At 49.5% G+C, this 20,692-nt stretch carries 15 protein-coding genes; 6 read left to right on the forward strand and 9 right to left on the reverse strand.

The window, feature by feature from the left end; all coding sequences use genetic code 11:
* Nucleotides 1-156: 156 nt before the first annotated feature.
* The 4 genes from FC47_RS04335 to FC47_RS04350 all read right to left on the reverse strand — a co-directional run bounded on the left by FC47_RS04335 (nt 157) and on the right by FC47_RS04350 (nt 7,309).
* The gene (locus tag FC47_RS04335; RefSeq protein ID WP_056968104.1) at nt 157-1,326 is read right to left on the reverse strand and encodes an MFS transporter; all 1,170 of its coding nucleotides are present in this window, start codon (nt 1,324-1,326) and stop codon (nt 157-159) included.
* 164 nt (nt 1,327-1,490) lie between these two features.
* A complete protein-coding gene (serS, locus tag FC47_RS04340) occupies nt 1,491-2,795 on the reverse strand; it encodes a serine--tRNA ligase (RefSeq protein ID WP_006499291.1) in 1,305 nt (434 codons plus the stop codon).
* 285 nt (nt 2,796-3,080) lie between these two features.
* Nucleotides 3,081-6,191 carry an AAA family ATPase gene (locus FC47_RS04345; protein ID WP_056968105.1) on the reverse strand — a complete coding sequence of 1,037 codons (3,111 nt, stop codon included), beginning with the start codon at nt 6,189-6,191 and terminating at the stop codon, nt 3,081-3,083.
* Entirely contained in the window at nt 6,188-7,309 is a 1,122-nt protein-coding gene (locus tag FC47_RS04350) for an exonuclease SbcCD subunit D (protein WP_033934589.1), read from the reverse strand. Before FC47_RS04350 ends, FC47_RS04345 begins: the two co-directional genes overlap by 4 nt.
* A gap of 294 nt (nt 7,310-7,603) precedes the next feature.
* On the opposite strand from FC47_RS04350, the gene FC47_RS04355 reads away from it, so the two are divergent.
* Genes FC47_RS04355 through dltD form a run of 5 tightly spaced genes read left to right on the forward strand, consistent with a single transcriptional unit; the run spans nt 7,604 to nt 12,062 of the window.
* Nucleotides 7,604-7,744 carry a teichoic acid D-Ala incorporation-associated protein DltX gene (locus FC47_RS04355; RefSeq protein WP_033934588.1) on the forward strand — a complete coding sequence of 47 codons (141 nt, stop codon included), beginning with the start codon at nt 7,604-7,606 and terminating at the stop codon, nt 7,742-7,744.
* An 11-nt stretch (nt 7,745-7,755) separates the two neighbouring features.
* The gene (dltA, locus tag FC47_RS04360; protein WP_056968107.1) at nt 7,756-9,288 is read left to right on the forward strand and encodes a D-alanine--poly(phosphoribitol) ligase subunit DltA; all 1,533 of its coding nucleotides are present in this window, start codon (nt 7,756-7,758) and stop codon (nt 9,286-9,288) included.
* Nucleotides 9,288-10,505: a D-alanyl-lipoteichoic acid biosynthesis protein DltB gene (gene dltB / locus FC47_RS04365; protein WP_393959756.1), complete on the forward strand. Its 1,218-nt coding sequence runs from the start codon at nt 9,288-9,290 to the stop codon at nt 10,503-10,505. The genes dltA and dltB overlap by 1 nt, the downstream gene beginning before the upstream one ends.
* A gap of 29 nt (nt 10,506-10,534) precedes the next feature.
* Entirely contained in the window at nt 10,535-10,774 is a 240-nt protein-coding gene (dltC, locus tag FC47_RS04370; protein WP_006499285.1) for a D-alanine--poly(phosphoribitol) ligase subunit DltC, read from the forward strand.
* Nucleotides 10,767-12,062, forward strand: coding sequence for a D-alanyl-lipoteichoic acid biosynthesis protein DltD (gene dltD / locus FC47_RS04375; protein WP_056968111.1), 1,296 nt, complete (start codon nt 10,767-10,769; stop codon nt 12,060-12,062). The genes dltC and dltD overlap by 8 nt, the downstream gene beginning before the upstream one ends.
* A gap of 55 nt (nt 12,063-12,117) precedes the next feature.
* Here dltD and FC47_RS04380 read toward each other — a convergent pair whose 3' ends face one another.
* The 3 genes from FC47_RS04380 to brnQ all read right to left on the reverse strand — a co-directional run bounded on the left by FC47_RS04380 (nt 12,118) and on the right by brnQ (nt 15,605).
* Complete coding sequence (locus FC47_RS04380) at nt 12,118-13,374, reverse strand: NAD(P)H-dependent oxidoreductase (protein ID WP_056968113.1); 1,257 nt, start codon at nt 13,372-13,374, stop codon at nt 12,118-12,120.
* Nucleotides 13,374-13,970: an NADPH-dependent FMN reductase gene (locus tag FC47_RS04385; RefSeq protein WP_006499282.1), complete on the reverse strand. Its 597-nt coding sequence runs from the start codon at nt 13,968-13,970 to the stop codon at nt 13,374-13,376. The genes FC47_RS04380 and FC47_RS04385 overlap by 1 nt, the downstream gene beginning before the upstream one ends.
* Nucleotides 13,971-14,228: 258 nt before the next feature.
* Complete coding sequence (gene brnQ / locus FC47_RS04390) at nt 14,229-15,605, reverse strand: branched-chain amino acid transport system II carrier protein (RefSeq protein WP_056968116.1); 1,377 nt, start codon at nt 15,603-15,605, stop codon at nt 14,229-14,231.
* Nucleotides 15,606-16,089: 484 nt separating this feature from the next.
* Between brnQ and rlmD the strand changes: the two genes are divergently transcribed.
* Nucleotides 16,090-17,520, forward strand: a complete 1,431-nt coding sequence (rlmD, locus tag FC47_RS04395) for a 23S rRNA (uracil(1939)-C(5))-methyltransferase RlmD (RefSeq protein WP_056968117.1) — start codon at nt 16,090-16,092, stop codon at nt 17,518-17,520.
* Nucleotides 17,521-17,595: 75 nt separating this feature from the next.
* Here rlmD and asp1 (FC47_RS04400) read toward each other — a convergent pair whose 3' ends face one another.
* Entirely contained in the window at nt 17,596-19,092 is a 1,497-nt protein-coding gene (asp1, locus tag FC47_RS04400; RefSeq protein ID WP_056968119.1) for an accessory Sec system glycosyltransferase Asp1, read from the reverse strand.
* Nucleotides 19,092-20,633, reverse strand: a complete 1,542-nt coding sequence (asp1, locus tag FC47_RS04405; RefSeq protein WP_056968121.1) for an accessory Sec system glycosyltransferase Asp1 — start codon at nt 20,631-20,633, stop codon at nt 19,092-19,094. The genes asp1 (FC47_RS04400) and asp1 (FC47_RS04405) overlap by 1 nt, the downstream gene beginning before the upstream one ends.
* Nucleotides 20,634-20,692 lie beyond the last annotated feature (59 nt).

Below are 20,692 nucleotides of genomic sequence, written 5' to 3' on the forward strand. Positions count from 1 at the left end.
CCACTCCTTTTCCGAAAACGATTTCATTTCTACTTATATTATAGTCGTCGACAGTTGCTGCCGGGATCGTCAATTTTCGATAGCTGTCATTATCTATGCCAAAATAAGGCAAACACAAAAAAATGCCTTGCCGTACCTAAGCACGACAAGACATTTTTACTTGATTACCTTGACCGAGCGTCGGGAAACCATGATCGCATACAGCCAGGTCACCAGCATCATGACAAAGACCGAAACAAACAAGAAGTTATAGCCAGCCTGGTCAACAACCCAACCGCCATACACTGGTCCCAGCGCCCGGCCAATCGACATGGCAACATTGGGCATTCCTTGATACTTACCGGTTTCCTCAGCAACGGTCAAGACATCGATATAGGCTGGCACGGAAGGAATCCCGACCATTTCCCCAATCGTCAGGATCACAAAGTCAACGACAAACATCGCAAAACTGTGTACCCAGATTAATAGCGGAAACGAGATGGCAAAAATCGCAATCCCGATAATAATCTGCCGCTTAACCGAAAGATAGTCGGCCAGTCTGGTAACCAGGGGCTGGCCCAAAACGATGACGGCCCCATTGATCGTCCACAGCAGACTGTAGGCAAAGAATGGAATATGCATATCGGTAATGTGCACCGACATGACGCTTTCCCATAAGGCATAGCTGAGGTAGACCGTTACTAGGCACAGACAGTAGGCATAGACGATGTGGACGTTGTGACGTGGACTCTTAACTGCCGCGGCCTGCTGGTTCTTAACCGTTGCCTTAGGCCGTACGTCAACGTTAAAGTGCAGCACCGTAATCAAAAGGTAGGCACCGTAACAGACGCTGGCTACGATAAAGACAATCTCGATTCCCAGGTCCAACAGCGTCCCGACCAATAGCGTCCCGACTACGACCCCCACGTTAAGCGCCATGTACAGCATGTTATAGACATAGCGGGCAGTGTGTCCCGTGACGGCCGAGCCATAGGAATTGATCACGGTCAGTCCCGAGCCGTCCGCAAAGCAGATCACGGCCAGCAGAATCGGAAACATCGGCCAGCCATGAAAGAAAATCATCAAGATATTTCCCAAAGTGGCGACCGTCACGGTGATTACCGCGGCCGCGTAAGGCTTCCAGTTGTCAAACAGCCAGCCGCCCAGGTAGTTGCCAAACATCATCCCCATGGAACTGAAAAAGATTACCAAGCCCGCGACCGTCATCGACTTGTTCAAGTACTCATGCACATAGATCGTCGTCAATGGCCAAAGCATCGCGGCGCCGGCATTATTAAGCAGACTCGCCATGAACAGCCACTTGAGCTTGATTGATTGGCGTGGCATAAATATGCACCCTTTCTAAAGCACTAATAAAGCCCCTTTTCCGTGCAGCAAGCCGACACGGCAAGGGGCTTTATTTTTTCCGTGTCTGGCTTGGTTGAAACTTTCTTTGTCTCTAGTTTACCAGACATTCTCAGCAGACTCCAAACGCGACCGCTGATCGGATTTTACTTGTGCAGGTAGTTGAATGGCACCGCGTTTTCTGGCGTGATCTTGGTGATGCCATGCATGTAAGGTACCAGTACTTCTGGAATCGTTACCGTACCGTCTTCGTTTTGGTAGTTTTCCAAAATTGCGGCTACCGTCCGGCCAACCGCCAAACCAGAACCGTTCAGCGTGTGGACCAGCTGCAGCTTGCCGTTTTCGTCACGGTAGGTAATGTGCATCCGGCGAGCTTGGAAATCAGTACAGTTCGAGCAGCTGGAGATTTCACGATACTTGTCTTGAGCTGGCATCCAGACTTCAATATCATGCGTTTCTGCTGAAGTAAAGCTCATATCCCCAGTCGACAGCGTAATGACATGGTATGGCAGGCCAAGCTTTTGCAGAATGTTTTCGGCATTCTTAGTCATCTTTTCCAGTTCGTCAAATGAGGTTTCTGGCTTAACGTACTTAACCATTTCAACCTTATTAAACTGGTGCATCCGGATCAGGCCACGCGTGTCCCGACCAGCCGAACCAGCTTCAGAACGGAACGATGGCGACAGCGCCGTTACGTATACTGGCAGCTTATCGGTTGGGATCTCTTCACCAGAGAAGTAGTTGGTCAAAGGCACTTCCGCCGTTGGAATCAGCGTCATGTCCTCGCCATTGACCTGGTAGACGCCTTCCTTAAACTTAGGGAACTGACCAGTACCGTACATGGATTGAGCCTTGACGATGTATGGCGGCAGAACTTCCGTGTAGCCTTCCTTCATGTGTTCATCCAGCATGAAGTTGTAGACGGCCCGTTCCAGTTGAGCACCCAAGCCGACATAGTAGACGAACCGCGCGCCGGAAACCTTAGCTGCCCGGTCGAAGTCCAGGATACCGAGCTTTTCGCCCAGGTCCCAGTGGTGCTTAGGCTCAAAGGCAAACTTAGTCGGCTCGCCCACCTTGTATTCTTCACGGTTGCTGTCTTCATCAGGACCAACTGGCACGCCATCACGCGGTACGTTTGGCAGGTGCGCCAGCTTGTCGTTTAAGATCGCGTCGTTTTCTTCGACCTCAACGTCCAGCTTCTTGATGTCTTCACCAACCTGACGCATTTCGGCAATCGCGTCATCGGCTGATTCATGGTTGCGCTTGGCCTCACCGATCTTCTTGGAGGCCGCGTTACGCTTAGCCTTCAGCGTTTCGGTCTGCTGCAGCAGTTCACGCCGCTTTTCATCCAGGGCCAATACTTCGTCAATGTCTTTTGGATCAACGTTGCGCGTTGCCAGCTTCTGCTTAAAGAATTCAGGGTCTTTACGAATCTTCTTGATATCGAGCATCTAAAATTCCTCCTAGGTATATAAAAAGAGCCACTTCATCCATATTTTGGGACGAAATGGCTCTGGTTCCGCGGTACCACCCAAGTTCAACAAAGATTTGTCACGCTCTGCATGGATAACGGCCATGAACCCGTGCGGCATTACCCGCCCACATTTAACGACACCGGAGTTTCGATCGCTGCCTTGCACCACCCGACAGCTCTCTTGAGATCTACTTTAAAATGTCTTCGTGTTTCATATCATCGCTATCTTATTACATCCTGCCTGATTTGGCAATCTTTTCGGCTAATTTATTGCAAAGTCGTGCTGATAGCTGACATGGCTGTGGCCCTTATCGGAACTGATCTTGAGCTGGTCAGGAATCCGTTCTTCCAATTCGGTCACGTGACTGATGATCCCGACCATGCGCGAATTGCCTTCCAAAGTCTGCAACGCCTGCAATGCATTATCCAACGCGGCTTGATCCAGCGAGCCGAAGCCTTCATCAACAAACAGGGCATCAATTTGAATTCCCCCGGCCTGCTGTTGAATAATCTCGCCAAGCGACAGCGCCAGGGCCAGCGAGGCAGCAAAAGTCTCTCCTCCAGACAGGGTATGCACGCTGCGATCCTTGCCGGCATCACGATCTCTGACGCCGACTTCCAATCCGCTCCATTTGTTGTTTGAGCCGGTGCTTTCTTCCAAAAAGAACTCATAGCGATCAGCGGTTAATTGTCTGAGCCGTGGATTGGCGTTGTTCAGGACCTCTTTGAAGTAGTGTCTGAGCACATATCTTTCCAAAGTCAGCCGCATTGAATTCTTGCCATTCATGGTATTGACCAGATCACTGAGCCGATCCAGTTCGGCCTGCTGTTTGCCTTGTTCCTGCTGGATCTCATCAACCTGCTGAACCGTTTTTTGCTGCTGCTGGAGCTGTTCTTTCAAGCGCCCTAATTCCCGCTGCTTTTCATCGCGCATTGTCGTGGCTGCCTGCAGGGCTTTTCGCGTCTCCGCCAGCTGCGGCCGGGGCCGTTCATTGATGGCTGCCAGCAGGTGCTGACGCCGGTCAAGATTGATCTTAACCGCTTGTTGATATTCATTGACGGTCTGCTGCAGCGATTCCAGCTGATCCAGTTGGGCAAAGTCTTCTGCATAGCGTGACCACTGGGCATTGGGATCATGATCTTTTAATGCTTGCTGCAGTGTCTTAGCCAATTGCTGGTGATGGTGCTGCTGCTGCGTCAGGTTTTCTTGATCATGACTGATCGTTGCAGCTATTGCGGCGGCTTGCTGCTGTTGATTCTGCAGTTCGGTTTGGTTCTGATCCTTTTTTTGCTGATAATCCTGCAGCTGAATTTGCCAATCATGCAGTTGTTTTTTGGCTGTCAGCAAATCAGCGTATGCTGACGGCAGCTGCTTTACTTTAGCCGTTAGCTCACCATTGAGTCCTGCCAGTTGAGCCGTCAGCAGCTGTTGATCATGATCCAGTTTCTGTTGCCGAGCCGTCAATTCATCCAATGTCTGCTGCTGTTTTTGCTGTTCTTGTTGCGCCTGCTTTAATTCTTCAATAGCTGCCTGAGTCTTTTTAAGCCGTTGTGTGGTCTCATTCATACGCTCCTGCAGTTTGGCGGCCAGCTGGGCAAGATCGGTCGCCGGCAGCTGACTATCATGTCTTAATTTCGTCAGCTCAGTCGTGTATTCGGTTTTTAAAAGCGCTAACTGCTGGGTCAGATTGACCGTTTTTTCCTGAGCCTTGACTTTTTGGGCCTGCGTATCGTCTAAAGCTTGGCGCGCCTGTTTTAAAGCCACACCGGCAGCTTGAATCTCATCAAGCGAGATCTTAGCGGCTAGGTTGCCTGGCTGGGGATGATCAATTGAGCCGCAGACCGGACAAGGCTGACCCGGAACCAGATGAGTCGCCAGTTCAGCAATCTGAAGGGCGGCGTGCTTTTGATCAGCTTCTTGAAAAGCAGTCTGCGCGGTCTGATAATGCTGCCCAGCCAGTTTCTCCTCGTGCTGGGCCTGCTGCAGACTGGCTTGCTGATCGGTTATCGTCTGGTGCTTGCTCTGTAGATCCTGCAGTCGCTTGAGTAATGCCTGTCCGGTGCTGCGTTCCTCAAGCATTTTTTCAATCAACTGCCGATCGGTTTGCTGCTGCAGACTTTGAATCTGCTGTGCCGTTTTCTCCAGTAAAACCGTCTGCTGCTGGCTGACGGTTTGAACCTGCTGCTGGCTTTTTTGGAGTTTAGCCAGTTTTTGCTGTTCAGTTTGAATGCGTTCTTTAAGTTCGGCCGTTTCTTGATATCGGGGCAGTAGGCTTGCCAAAGCAATTTTTTGCTGATTGATCGAATCAATGGCTGGCTGCTGCTGGTTCAGCTCTTGAGCACGCTGCTGCAATTGCTGCAGTTTTTGATCAAGTTCCGTAGCTGCCGTCTGCTGTTGCTGCAGATCGTTTTGCAAGTCTTGGATAGCCACCTGGGCATGCTGCCAGGCAACGTAATCAGTTTGCTGATGGCGAACCCACTGCAGCTCGTCAATCAGCTGCTGCTTGGCTTGGATTGCTGATTGCTGCTGATTCAGCTGTTGTTGAACGGTTTGGTTTTGGGCCAGCTCATCATAGGCGGTCTGCAGATTTTGTTCCACGTGAAACTGTTCATCGAGTTTTTTAGCCTTTGCCTGGGCAGCCACAGCAGCCTCGACTTGCTGAGTCAGCTGCTGTTCATGCTGTTTTAACAGCGTCGCGGCGGCTTGTAGCCATTGAACGGGATCGGTTTGGTCAGACAGCTCTTCAATGCTGGTCATCAGTTGTTCCATTTGCTTTTGACTGTCATGGCTGGCATCCTGTGCTGCCGTCAGCTGATCCTTGAGTTGCTGGGTCCAGTCCGCGTATAGCTGCGTACCAAACAGCTCCGCCAGCAATTCATTTTTATTGTTGCTGTCCGACTCCAGAAACTCACGAAACTTACCCTGTGGCAGCAAAACGATCTGGCGAAACTGATCAGCGTTGATGCCGATTAGATCTTCAATAAATTGATTGGCGTCGGTAACTTTGGTAATTTCTTCTTTTTGACCGTTTTTTTCATAAAACAGGTCTACTTTTTGACTCTTGTGCCGATCCTGTTTCGGCTCCCGAATGATCTGATAGGTCTTGCCTTGATGCTCAAACCAAAATGAGACCCGTGTCAGATCCTTTTCCTTGGCAAAATCAGAGCGCATTTTTTCAGCAGTCCGTCCATTGCGATTATTATCAGTCGTTGTACCAAACAGACTAAAGCACATCGCGTCAAAAATCGTGGTCTTGCCGCTGCCCGTCTTGCCACTGATCAAAAACAGCGGCACTTCGTCAAATTGAGCAAAATCAACGGTCTCATTGACATATGAGCCAAAATACTCCATTTTCAGTTTTAAAGGCTTCAATTTTCTTCCTCCTCAACCTTGGTCAAAGCTGCCGATGCCCACTGCCGCTGCTGATCATCCAGCTGCTGATCAGGATGCACTTTTTCATAAAACTCATCCAACAGCGTCAGCGGATCATGACTGGCCATCGTCATGGTCGCGATGCTGGCGTCGTCCTGCTGGTTGGGGCGCTTGATCTCAACAATCTTAGGATAACGAGCCCGCAGTCGATTCATCAGGTCGCTGATCAGCTTGGTATCGGTCAGGCGGATGGCAACATAGTCTTCGGTTTGATCGTATTGAGCCGCGATTTTCCCTTGCGTCAGTTCATCAAATGAGCCTTCTAAAATGATCAGATCATGCTTAGGCTGCAAGGGGGCCCAAGTGAGCTTGAATGGATTCGTATCGACAATCCAGACCCCTTTTTGCAGATTGGCCTCTGAAACCGAAAACTTAAGTGGCGAGCCACTGTAGCGCATGCGTTCTTCATTTAACGCCCGCGGATTATGCAGGTGCCCCAGTGCCACGTAGTCGAAGTCTTTTAACAGCGTGGTCGGCACGGCATCCAATCCCCCAACCTCAACTTGAATCTCAGAATCGGTATGCGTACTGCCCGCCGCGAAAAAGTGCGCCACCAAGACATGCTTTTTATCAGGATCGAAAAGCTGTTTCATTTGATTAACAATTAAAGTCATCGCCTGGCTGATCGTCTTAACGTCTTGTTCGAAATAATTGCGGACTGCCTGCAGGTTAAAGAATGGCAGCAGGAAAAACTGCGTATCCATAATCGTGACTGGTTCAAACGCACTGGCCAGCGTGGTATGCAGATAAAAATCGGTCGTTTCAAACCATTCACTGCCCGTCGCCAGGCGCGCGGCCGAATCATGGTTGCCGCTGATCGCCAATAATGGCAAATGATCATTTAGATTCAGCTGCTTAAGCATTCCATTGAGCTGTTCAACCGCCTGCTCACTGGCTAAGCCCCGATCATACAGATCACCTGCAATAACAACGGCATCGACTTGATAGTCTTTAGCCAGCCGTTCAATCTGATCAAACGCCGCAGCCTGATCTTCAGCAAGCGAAAAATCATGCAGTTTCTTACCAATATGCCAATCGGCGGTATGTAAAAATCTCATGAGATCTTCCTTTCTATCGAACAAACATTCGCATTGATAACATTATAGCACAGATAAATCAGAAATTTCAGCATGGTAAAGTTCAAACTTTCTTCGCATTTTATTTAGATCCAGCCCCTAGTTAAAGTTCACGCAAACGTTAATACATCAATGTTTGATCGGAAAAAGCGCCGTCATTTCAAGACTTTAAATATGTTTTCCTTAAGCAAGACTTAAGTTTCTTTTTCTTAAACTTGGTATATAGTAATGAGGGTACCTTTTTAAATTCAATTTAGGTAAAGGAGTGATTAGTGAATGTTGGCAGCTCTCAAACGCCACCCTGTCGCTGAATTCCTGATTAAAACATTCTTCTACTTCATCGTCTTAATGCTGTTGATCTACCTGTACGGATACTATGGCGCTGGCCAGGCACCGTTTATCTATAACGAATTCTAGCGGAGGAAAAAATGATTTCTAACATTGTTCGCGAGTTTGACCGCGTGGCAAAAGAAAACGCCACGCGCGTCGTCTATGACGAAATGGGTCGGACTCACACATACCAAGATTTATTGGTTGACTCAAATGCCTTTGCGGCTTGGCTCGATCAAGAAAAAATCGTTCCTGAAGATGGTCCGATCATGTTTTATGGCGACCATCAATTTGAAATGGTGGCCGGTTTTGTCGGCGGCCTAAAAGCAGGTCACGCCTACATTCCCGTTGAAGTCGGCTCAGCTCTGCCCCGTATGCAGTCGATTATTGATGCGGCTAATCCGCGGCTGGTCGTCGCCATCGATGACTTTCCCGTTGAAAAGCTGAACTACGACGGGGCCGTGATTAATAAATATGAATTGGAACAGATCTTTGCCCAAAAGACTTCATACGAGGTTACGCATGAAGTCACCGGCGACCATCCTTTCTACGTGCTGTTTACTTCTGGTACCACCGGCTCGCCAAAAGGAGTTGAGATCAGCCACGACAATATCTGTTCATTTGCCAACTGGATGCTGGGCGACAGTTTTGACATCCCAGCTCACCAGATCTACCTGGGTCAGGTGCCATTCTCGTTTGACGTCTCGCATATGTACTGGCTGACTGGTCTTTTGTCCGGCAGCACGGTGCAGACCCTGCCACTAGCCGTTGTTCAAAACCTGGGTCAGCTGTTTACCACGCTGCCTAAGCTTGACATTACGGTCTTTGTCGGTACACCTTCATTTGGCGACATGGCGCTGCTCAGTCCTCAGTTCAATCACGAACAGATGCCGAACCTAAAGTACTTTGTCTTCTGTGGCGAAGAGCTGACGACCTCAACCGTCAAGCGACTGTTCAAACGGTTCCCCGATGCGCGCGTCTTTAACACCTATGGCCCAACCGAAGCTGCCGTGGCCGTTACCAGCATGGAAATCACGCCGGCAATGGCCAACAGTCACGAACGGTTGCCAATCGGCTACGACAAGCCTGGCGTAACTACCACGATTTGGAAGGACGGGCAGCCCGTTGATGAGCCAAACGTCCATGGCGAGATCATCATCAGTGGGGACAGCGTGGCTAAGGGCTACATGAATAACCCTGAAAAAACGGTTAAAAACTTCTTTAAATACAACGGCGTCCAGTCATATCGCACTGGTGACGAAGGCTTTATCGATCAAGACGGCATCCGCCACATCATCGGTCGGATGGATTTTCAGATCAAGCTGCACGGCTTCCGGGTTGAGCTGGATGAGGTCCGCAACAGTCTGGAACTGAGCGAATACATCAAGCAGGCCATTGCCGTGCCGAAGTACAACAAGAAGCATCAGGTCAGTCATTTGATCGGCTACGTGATTGCACAGCCCAACGACTTTAAAGATGAAAAGGAACTGACTCAAGCCATTCGTCAAAGTCTGGCTGGCAAGATCATGGACTATATGATGCCAACCCAGTTCGTCTACGTTGATAGTTTCCCGAAGTCCGCAAATGGCAAGATTGCGGTTAAGCAGATGATCGCGGAGGCCAATCAATAATGAGCTGGCTTGAAAGTCTTCCCAACTACACGGCTTATGGCACGCCATCGTACTTTATCTACCTGCTGATTGCCGTCTTGCCAATGGGAATCAGCCTGTACTTTGGCAAGCGGCTGGCTTGGTATGAGGCCATCGTCAGCTTCCTGTTTATCTTCTTTATGTTCGATGGTTCCAGTGCCCCGCAGATGCTTTCTCTGATCGGCTACGTGGTCTATCAAACGATCCTGGTAATGGGATATTTCCATTATCGGCAAAAAAAGAATGCAGCGGGCGTCTTTTACCTGATGACGCTGCTATCGCTTTTACCAATCATCATCGTCAAGTTCACGCCGGCAATGGTCGGTCATAACTCGCTGCTGGGCTTTTTGGGCATCAGCTACCTGACGTTTCGGGCGGTCGGAACGATTATCGAAACGCGTGATGGCGCCGTTAAAGACCTCAACTGGTGGAAGTTCATCCGCTTTTTGCTGTTTATGCCAACCATTACTTCCGGACCGATTGATCGCTACCGGCGTTTTTCAAAAGATTATCGCAAAGTCCCCAGTCGTGAAAAATACCTTGAAATGGTCGGTAAGGCCGTTAAATATCTTTTCATCGGCTTTTTATACAAGTTCGTGCTGGCCTACCTGTTTGGTCAGGTTTGGCTGCCATTCGTTAAGCATCAGGCATTAATGTACGCACCGCATTTAAGCTGGTGGGTCGTTGCCGTGGCCTACGTCTATGCTGGCGATCTTTACTTCGACTTTGCCGGCTACTCGCTGTTTGCCGTGGCCATCAGTTATTTGATGGGTGTCGAGACGCCAATGAACTTCAACAAGCCGTTCGTTTCCAAAAACATCAAGGAATTCTGGAATCGCTGGCACATGACGCTCTCGTTCTGGTTCCGTGACTACATCTTCATGCGGTTCGTCTTTTTGGCCAGCAAGAAGCATTGGTTTAAAAACCGCAACGTCCTGTCATCGGTTGCCTACATGATCAACATGCTGGTCATGGGTTTTTGGCACGGGGTTACCTGGTACTACATTCTCTATGGTTTCCTGCATGGGAGCGCATTGGTCATCAATGACTGGTGGCTGCGTTATAAGCGCAAGCACCTGCACATCAAGACCAATGCCTTTACCAAGGGCGTGGCCATGTTTATTACGTTTAACTTTGTCGTCTTTTCATTCTTGATCTTCTACGGCTTTTTGAACACGCTGTGGTTTGTCAAACATTAATCTGAGTACTTATTTTTGGAGGTTATATCATGCAAGAACAAATTCAACAACTTTTAGCTGAAGCAACCGGCCGTGACGCCAGCGATTTTGCCGACACGACTGAAGATCTGTTTGCCGATGGTCTACTGGACTCCATGGCAACCGTTCAGCTGCTGCTGGCTCTGCAGGACGAATTCGACATTCAGGTTCCCGTTTCCGAATTTGACCGCAGCGAATGGAGTACGATCGATAAAATCGCTGATCGGGTAAAGGAACTGGAAAATGAATAACCGTCGCAAACTGTGGTCGATCTTTGGCCCGGTTATCGTAGCCTGTCTATTGGTACTGGGCTTTTTTGCCTTGCCATGGAGCAGCTCGCATTCCCAGGCAACCCTGCAGAAAGCCGCCGATTCGCTTAGTCCGCGCGTTTTTAAAAACAGCTCGATTAAAGTGGCAGCCATGCAGGATAAAAAGAAAAACTACATTCCATTCTTCGGCTCCAGTGAGTTGAATCGAATGGACCGCTATCATCCCGCGGTGATGGCTGCTCGCTACCACAACTACACGCCATTCTTGTTCGGTTCCCGTGGTACGCAGTCTTTGCCGCAGCTGTTTAACATGACAATGATGGCCCCCGAAATGAAGAATGGCAAAGCCGTCTATATCATTTCGCCACAATGGTTCGTCAAAGAAGGCGTCATGCCATCAGCTTTTAAATACTACAACGGCACTTACGCTAATCTAACCTGGCTGAAACAGGCCAACCCTGATTCGCCATACGATCGCTACACGGCTAAGCGCTTGGTTAAACTTTTAGGCGCGGAAGGCTCAGTTGCCAACTATGCCAAAAAAATCGCTGACGGCAAGCACCTCAGCTCATGGGATCGTACCCGTATCGACATGGAATCAACGCTGCTCAAGCATGAGGATGAGCTGTTCTCCGGCTGGTTCTTAAAAGACAACTATAATGATCGTATTAAGCCACGCATCAACGAGCTGCCCAAGACTTACAGCTACAGTGCCCTGACCAAAGAAGCCATCAGCGACGCCAAGCATTCCAGCAACAACAACCGCTTTGGCATCTTAAATCAGTTCTATGATCGGCGCGTCAAAGGCCATCTCAAGGACATTCCTGGCAGTCAAAAACACTACAGCTACCTTAAATCGCCCGAGTATGCCGATCTGGAAGTCGTCTTGAATCAGCTTAAAAAGACCAATACCAACGTCGTCTTTATGATCACGCCGGTTAATGCCAAGTGGGAAAAGATGACTGGTCTTTCCATGCCGATGTACTATCAGACTGCCAATAAGATCAAATATCAGCTGCGTTCGCAAGGTTTCAACAATATCGTTGATTATTCACATGATGGCGGTAAGCCCGGCTTTATGGAAGACACCATTCACATTGGCTGGGCCGGCTGGGTCAACTTTGATCATCGCATTGCACCGTTCTTGGAGCAAAAACAGCCGCAGCCTCACTACCATATGAATAAAGCCTTTCTATCCTCAGAATGGCAAAACCTTAATCCAACCACAGCCAACTTAAATCAATTTACCAAGGATCACCTTGATAAATAACCAAAAAAAAGAGCTCGCAGCTAGCTGCGAGCTCTTTTTGCATCTTATCAGGATTTTAGTTTTCAGAAGCACCTGTCATCGCATCAGCATCCGTTTCTTCCGGATCATCAACAGCATCCGAAGCCCCTGTGTTGGCGTCAGTTTCGGCCTGTTCAGCACGTTGAGCAGCCGCCGACATTACTGGAGCAGCTGGTTCGCTAGGTGCAGCCGGTTCCTCATCGGTATCTTCAGAAGCCCCCGTCGTCGCATCCATGGCTGGAACAGGTTCTTCAACTGGTGCCGGGGCAGCGTGGCCATGCGAGGCGCTGGAGGTTGCATCCGCATTCCAGGCACCATTTTCAGCCAGGTTCAAGATGTCATCAACTGAACCCGTAAATTCAATCGTCCCCAGGTAGTGACCATCAACATCCCGTAGCGCATAGTAGCGAATCAAGACACGGTGACCATTCATCATCAATGGGCGGGCAACCACGTCTTTGGTGCCGTTCTTAAAGCTGTCGATAATGGCCTTAACCGCAGGAACAGCCTTTGGTGGGTGGCATTCACTGTAGGTTTCGCCTAGTTGGTTGACGTTACGAACGTGTTCACGGTTAGGCTTGTCTGAGTAGTAGGCAAAGCGATCCGTGGCATCGATCAAGTCAATTTCAAATGGAATCGTATTGAAGATAGCTTGGACTTCTCGCAGCGACAGGCGGCCGGTCGGGAAGCTGACGTAGGCATCTTCAATCATAGGACGTTTTACAGACATGAGTTGTTCACCTCGAGAAGCATTTTTGAAAAGTTCCGCATATTCAACAAAATTGGTAAAGCATTTTTCCAGATTATCAACGTAGGCCTGGTCAGTCAGACGGCCATCCTTGCTAAAGACCTTGGCAGCATTGCCGATCAGCACCTCGTTGCCAGACAGCAGGTTGGCATTGCAGTCAGGACTCAAAAGCATCTTGCGCATCTGCTGCTGAGCTCGTGCGGAAGCCTGGCGACCATAGGATACCCCCACGATCATAGCTGGCTTGCCATGCAGAACCTTGGATTGATACGACAGCCATTCAACGGCACTCTTCATTGCGGCTGGAACGGCATGGTCATATTCGGGAGTAGAAAAGATAACCCCATCAGCAGCGTTAATCTGCTGCTTAAGTTTCCAAACCGGCGTCGTTTCCTCAAAAGGCACGTCCTTGCTAAAAGCCGGCAGATCCTTGATTTCGGCAATCTCAATCTCTGCCATGCGCCAGAAGTGTTTCTTCATAAACTGCAAAAGAACGCGGTTATAGGAAAAGTCGGCGTTCGTACCGACGATTGCAACAAATTTCATTACTTGGCAGCCTCCTTTTCCGCTTTGGCCAATGCTGCTTCTTCCAGCTTAACTTCTTGATCATTGGCGATCGCAAAGCATTCAAAGTCGCGCAGACACTTGTCTAAGAACTTGATCGTACCAGGATCGGTAATATCGCCGTTTTCATCAAACAGATTCTGGGCAAAACTCATAAAGAAGTCTTCTTTTTGAAAGACGCGCGCATTGACCCCCGGCGAGATCATAACGTCACGCAGGTCAACTTGAGCCCGTGAAGAGCCTTGCGCGTCAGTAGAAGCCCCAACCAGCAGCACCGGCTTGTTGGTAAATGGATGCAGCTGATAGGAAAGCCATTCAATGATACTCTTTAAAGAAGAAGGTACTGAGTGATCAGTTTCAGGACAGGCAATCACTACGGCATCGGCAGCATCGATCGCGTCTGACATGGCCTGGATGGCAGCCGGCGTTTCTTTGGCACTTTCGTTGAACAGTGGAATCTTGCGCACGTCAACGACCGTCATATCATGTTCATAGGCTTTGCTGATGTATTCAAGTAGCATGCGATTGTACGAATGGTTGGCATTAGAGCCAGGAATCCCAACAATCTTCAAATTCATTCACTCCTTATTAATGATAATACTCTCCATACTTGGCATTATTGCACTAGCCTATTTTAATATAAATTTTGGCGAAATTGTATAGCTTCGCACAAATTTTGTGAAAATAATTTCAAATTGTGAAGTGGAATAACTTGTGATCAATATAAAAGCTGTTATCTCAACGTTTAGATAACAGCTTAGTTTGTTCAATAATGATTTAACTACTTTTTACCAACTGTCTGGTAAACCTAATTACGAAATATATTGACCTCTTGATCAGTTTTCTTCACCAGCTGCTGCCAGACTGTGCTCTCGATACCAGTGCACCATCAAGCCCAGTACCAATCCAACCAGCGCTGGAACCAGCCATGACAGACCATAGGCAGCCAGTGGCAAGGAATCCCGCCAGCCAGCCACCAGCTTGCCAAACGCGCTGGCACTGACTACGCTTGGGAAGGAAACTACCATATCCCCTAATGCCGGCACGACGGTAAGCAAGACAACAAAGAAGTAAACCGCACCATCCCGCTTAAACAACGGCGAGGCAACCGACAGCAGGATCAGGACCATGGCCAATGGATACAGAAACATCAGCATTGGCGTTGACCAGGCAATGATCTGTTCCAAGCCAAAATTGGCAACCAAAAATGAGGCCAAAGTCGTCAAGAACAGCCAGGCATGATAGCTCAACTGTGGGAAGTGCTTGTGAAAGTCCTGTGCAAAGGCTGCCACCAGACCAACCGCCGTCGTTAAGCAGGTGACCGTGATCAAAACAGCTAAGACGGCTTGTCCCAGTCGGCCAGCATAGGCATTAACCAGCTGCGTAAAGGCCACCCCGCCATCAGCTGAAACCTTGAACCGGCCTAGAGTCATCGCGCCGACTACGATCAGCAGCACATAGATCAAAGCAACGGCACTCATTGCCAGAACGCCTGATTTGGCAACCACTTTGGCAACGTCGCTATCCCGCTTCTGGCCCAGCTGACGAACCGCTGTCACGACCGTAACCCCAAAAGCTAGACCAGCCAAGGCATCCATCGTGTTGTAGCCCTGCAAAAAGCCATTGACGAACGAGCCATGCACGTAAGCCGTCGTTGCCTGCGTTTGGAATGGATTGGCAAACGGATTAACGAACGCAACGGCAAAAACGACAAACAACAGGACTAAAAAGACTGGATTCAAAACCTTACCGACGTTGGTCAAGATGTCATTTTCACGATAGGCAAATGCAAAGGCCAAAGCAAAGAAGACCAACGAGAACAAGAACAGGGCCAGCGTCTGATCTGCCTTGGGAACAAACGGTGCGACCCCAACCGTGTAGGAAACCGTAGCCGTCCGTGGCGTCCCAAACAGCGGTCCGATCGTAAAGTGAATCAAGACCATAAAGACCAAAGCAAAGCCAACTCCTAATGGCCGACCGATGTCAAAAACCCCTTCAGCCCGCGTTACCGCAACGGCCAGGACCGACAGCAGCGGCAAAGCGACCCCGGTTACTAAAAAGCCGACTGCCGCGCCGACCCAGTGACTGCCAGCCAGCTGACCCAGATGCAAGGGAAAGATCAGGTTGCCGGCCCCAAAGAAGAGACCAAACAGCAATGATGCCACGACCAGATACTGCTTGGTCGTTAGTTTTTTCGATGTGAGTTGTTCCATTTTTTTTGCCCCCGAAATGAATTAAGATTAGAAATCACTCATGTCGAATACTGGCTGCGCCGAAAATAAAAAGTCCCTTGACCGAAAATTCGGCCAAGGGACGCAATCGCGTGGTACCACCCTGATTCACCATGCCATCGCTGACACGGTCTTTTACGTACGGCCCCCATTTAAGCTGGAGCGATACGCGTGCACGGTAATGGGTGCGACCATCCATCCTTACTTGGTTTAAGGATGAAAACTAGAAAGTGATTTTCGCCTAAGACTTTAACCGATCCTCTCACACCTAGCAGGACTCGCTGACGGTGGCCAAAGACTACTCTTCTTTCTTCATTGCATTCGATATGATTAACTTTTAACAATATACTAATGCAACGTTAATTTTTCGTCAATGCATTTTTAATAAAAATCACAAATAATTTTTGGCCATTCTACCAATGTGCTAAAATAAGACCACTGGAACGCAACAGAACGGAGAAAAACAATGGAAAAAAATCACACCCGCTTCAATCATCGTCGGCCACAAAAAAGCCCACGCCAACAGCCCCAAGTCGAAGTCAGCCTTGGCGATCGCTTCCCGCTGACCATTCGCAAACTGGGGATCGAGGGCCAGGGAATCGGCTACTTTAAACACAAGGTCTGCTTTGTCCCTGGTGCCCTACCAGATGAAGTCGTAGTAGCTGAGGTTACTGCCATCCATCCCCGTTACCTGGAAGCCAAGATTCATAAGCTGCGCAAACCCAGCCGCTTCCGAGTTGAGCCGCGCGACAGCTATGCCGATCAAGCAGGCGGTTTTGAATTTGAGTGCCTGGCCTACCCAGAGCAGTTAAAGTTCAAGCGGCAGGTCGTCTTAGACAGTCTGGCCAAATTTAAGCCGCGGGGATGGCAAAACTATGACGTACGCCCAACGATTGCCGCCCCAGAACAATACGGCTACCGCAACAAGGCGCAATTCCAAGTTCGCGAACAAGATGGCCATTTGGTTGCCGGCTTGTACCGCGCCAACAGTCATGACGTGGTCGACATGCCAACATGTGCCGTTCAGATGCCAGGGACGATGAAGGCCATGCGCGCAATCGTCAAGATGTTGGATGAGCTAAAGATTCCGGCCTACGATGAGGCCAGCAACAGCGGGATCATTAAAACGATTGCGATTCGGGAGTCATTGGCAACCGGCGAGCTGCAAGTGACCCTGATTACCAATACTGCCAAGCTGATTCATAAGGGACCGCTCTTGGCCATGATTGCTGAACAGCTGCCTGAGGTCAAATCGGTCGAGCAAAACGTCAACCCTGGCGATACGCCGCTGGTTTGGGGTGAGCAAACGATTCATCTGGCCGGTCAGGAATACATTACCGAATCATTGATGGGACTTGATTTTCATCTCAGTGCCCGTTCGTTTCTGCAGCTGAACCCGGCTCAGACCGAAACGCTCTACGAACAGGCAGCCAAAGCCATGGAGCTGGGGCCCGATGACGTCTTGGTGGATGCCTACGCGGGGATTGGGACAATTGGACTTTCCTTGGCCAGCCGCGTCAAAAGCGTACGCGGGATGGAGGTCATTCCAGAAGCCGTGGCCGATGCCAACAGCAATGCCAAGCTTAACGACATCCAAAACGCCAGCTATGAAGTCGGTACCGCGGAAGAAGTCATGCCGCGCTGGCAGGCTGAAGGATTCCGATTCAATGCTCTAGTCGTCGATCCGCCGCGCACTGGTCTGGATGAGGCCTTAATCGAACAGATTCTTAAAGCCAAGCCTGCCAAGTTCGCCTATGTTTCCTGCAACATGTCGACCATGGCCAAAAACCTGGCACGACTTTCTAGCGTCTATCGCGTCGACTGGATTCAGCCTGTCGATATGATGCCGCAGACGCCGCGCTGTGAAGCCGTCGTCAAGCTCAGTCGCCGCTTCTAAAGATAATAAAAAACATGCAGTCCAGCTGGTGGCTGCATGTTTTTTTGTTGATGAATAAGGCTTTTTACGCATCTATTATTTGACTGCCTGCCACTGTTTCCAGGTTACCGCGGCACTGATATTGTCCAGATCGTCATAGGCGTGATCGCTCAGTTGCTGGAGCTTAGCCGGACTGCTTAAAAGCTCAACAACAGCCTTAACCATGCTGGCAGGATGATTCAGCGCGATCAATCGACCATTTTCATAATTTGCAATCATCTCGTCTGGACCATACGAAAAGTCGTAGCTGACGACTGGAACGCCATGCCCCAGCGCCTCCCCCATTGACAAAGGCTGCGCATCGATGCGACTGGTATTGAGCAGCAGCTGGGCTTGATCAAAAACAGCATCCAGCGGATATTGATAATCGGCAAACTCAACTGCATCATCAATCTGAAGGTCTTTGGCCAGCTGCTTGAAGTTAGCCGTATCATTAGGTGCACCATAGCCATAAAGCGTTAATTTCGCGTCAGGCACAGCAGCTTTGATTTTGGCAAACACTTGCAGCAATTGATCAGTCTGCTTGTCATAGCCCAAGCGGCCGACACTGATCAGCTGGTTAGGCGTTCGCGTAGCCATCTTAACGCGCTTGGCTGCCTTTTTAACCGGTGTGCCGTTAATCGTCAAAACACGTGCCGATTTGCCCAAGCGCTGACTCAAGACGCGTGCCTGGGCCTGCGTCATCACGATAATGCCATCCCAGCGTTGCAGATTTTCCGTCAGAGCGTTTTGCAAAAGGCTGTTCAAAGGCGCCTTCAATGGATCCTGGCCATCATTGACGTGACTCATCGGCAGCCACAGATAGCGATGGACCTTGGAATGCATGTGCAGAATCGGATCAATGGCAACAGCCGGCCGATCCGCGATAAAGACGTTGTTCTCGCCATGAGTACGATTCAATTCATCCAAAAAGAAGGCAAACATTTCATTTTCACTGGCAAACCAATGATCCTGACCATGCCAGTTTTTTAAAATATTCAGCGAATTGATTGGCGTGTTCTGGACCGATTTGACAAAGTAGCGTTCCAGATACAGCTGACCATCGGGGCGATAGTAGCGGGCATTGAACTCATGACCATCTTGACCAAAGAACTCATCAACAGCCTTAAAGCCACGAATGTCATAAGTATTGCGCAAAGTCAGGCTGCCAGTCTGATCGTACCAGTCGATGTGATGAATCTGACCAATCGTCCCACCGGCAAAATAGATCGTTGCTGCCAAGCGACCGCCATCTCTAACCTCGCGAAAGTTGTTGCCCGTGCCGATCTGATAGTCGACGGCCAGTTTCAGATCCTCGGTATGCATTGGCTGGCCCTGGTAGTCAGTGGTCTGGGCAAAAAAATCATAAAGGTTGGTCAGTTGGTCATTAGCAACGCCAAAACGCTGCATCGTGCGGTGAAGCACTGGATCAAAATCGCGCGTAACCAGCTGAGCCGGCGTCTGATGATCCTTAAACAGCTGCAGACGCTTTAATTCGGCATGTTCGACACTAGAGTTTTTCCCCAGCAGATACTGATTAACAAAGAAATCCATCAGTCAGCGACCTCCTTTGGCATATCATCAAGCAGCTCGTTCCATAGTTTCATGACATTGGCCGCCGAGTAACGAGCACTGTCCTGATAGGCGTGGGCACTAAACTCAGCCAGTCTGGTCTGGTTGGTCAGTAAGCTGATAATTGCCTGTGCCAAACCGTCAATATCGCCATTTTCCGTTAACAGGCCATCCCGTTGATCAATCACGACATCGGCCGGACCGTACTTGATATCATTGGCCACAATCGGCAGCCCATGCGACTGCGCCTCCACCAAAGACAGCGGCAGGCCTTCCGCACGGCTGGGCAAAATCAATAGCTGTGCCCGTTCATAGACTGCATTGACATCAGTCGTATAGCCGCAAAAGGTCACTGAATTTTCGATCTGTTCAGCACTGACCTGGGCTTTGAGCTTCTGGTCGAAATTATCATTGGCATATCCCCAAAGCTCCAGCTGGGCATCCGGAACCTGCTGCAGAATCTTAGGCCACGCCTGCAATAGATGATCCTGCTGTTTTTCTGGCGAGAGCCGCGCTACCATCACGACCAGATCGCGCTGCCGCTTGGCAAAATCAACATGCGGCGCTGCTAAAACCTCATCAGCCACGATTGGCCCTGGAATCCGATAGATCTTGACGCCCTGCTTGCCAAACCGTGCCTGGACGTCAGCCTGCTGCTGCGGCGTTAGAGCAATAATGCCATCCCAGTCTTTCAGATGATCCAATCCCCATTGATAGTTGTAGTTTAGCGTTGAGTGCAGCATGTCGTTGGGGTTATTGACATGATCATTATGCAGCTGCATGACGCGGAAAACGCGATGGTGCATATTTAAGACTGCCCAGCCCAACTCATAGACTCGATCCACGACCAAGCCCAGCGGACCGTCACTATTCAAGGCCGGGTCCACGGCCAACTGATCATAGAAAAAGCGCGTCAATTCGTCAAAATTGGCAAACTGCCAGTCCTGACCACGCCAGTTAAACAAATGATAGCTGGTTGCTTTTTGCTGGCGCCGATCCTTAAAGTTCACCTTCTGCAGCGCCAACTGGCCATCGGGACGCAGATAGTTTTCCACGGCAATCTGACCATTCCAGTCATACAGCTGTTCAACCGAAGCAAATCCCCGATTGTCATACCAGACTACTTTCAACAGCTTGCCGAAATGGTCAAAATACTGCAGATTGATGATGCTGCGATCGCGATCATTGCGACGGCGAACGTACATGACCCGTGTCTTCCCATCATAATAGTTATAGCTGATGCCGTCTGCCTTGCGTTTCCACTTTGGATTCAGATGCAGATCCTGAAGCTTGACGATCCGATGCGGCACCAGGCAGGCATTTTGAAAATAGTCGAATAGATTGATAAAATCCTGATCCTTAATCCCAGCTGCTTCCACGACCAGATGCAGCTCGTTGGAATACTGCCGCGTCACGATCTTGGCTGGCTGATTGAATTTTTTAAACAGATTGAGTCGCTTGATTTGGGCGTGCTCAATTCCTGATTGATTGCGCTGAAGGTTATCATTTAAAAATAACAGCATTTTTTCACCCTTTTCTTTGCTCGCACTTACTGCTTAAGTTTAACATTTGAATATGAAGA

This window comes from Limosilactobacillus mucosae DSM 13345 (assembly GCF_001436025.1).
Lineage (GTDB): Bacteria > Bacillota > Bacilli > Lactobacillales > Lactobacillaceae > Limosilactobacillus > Limosilactobacillus mucosae.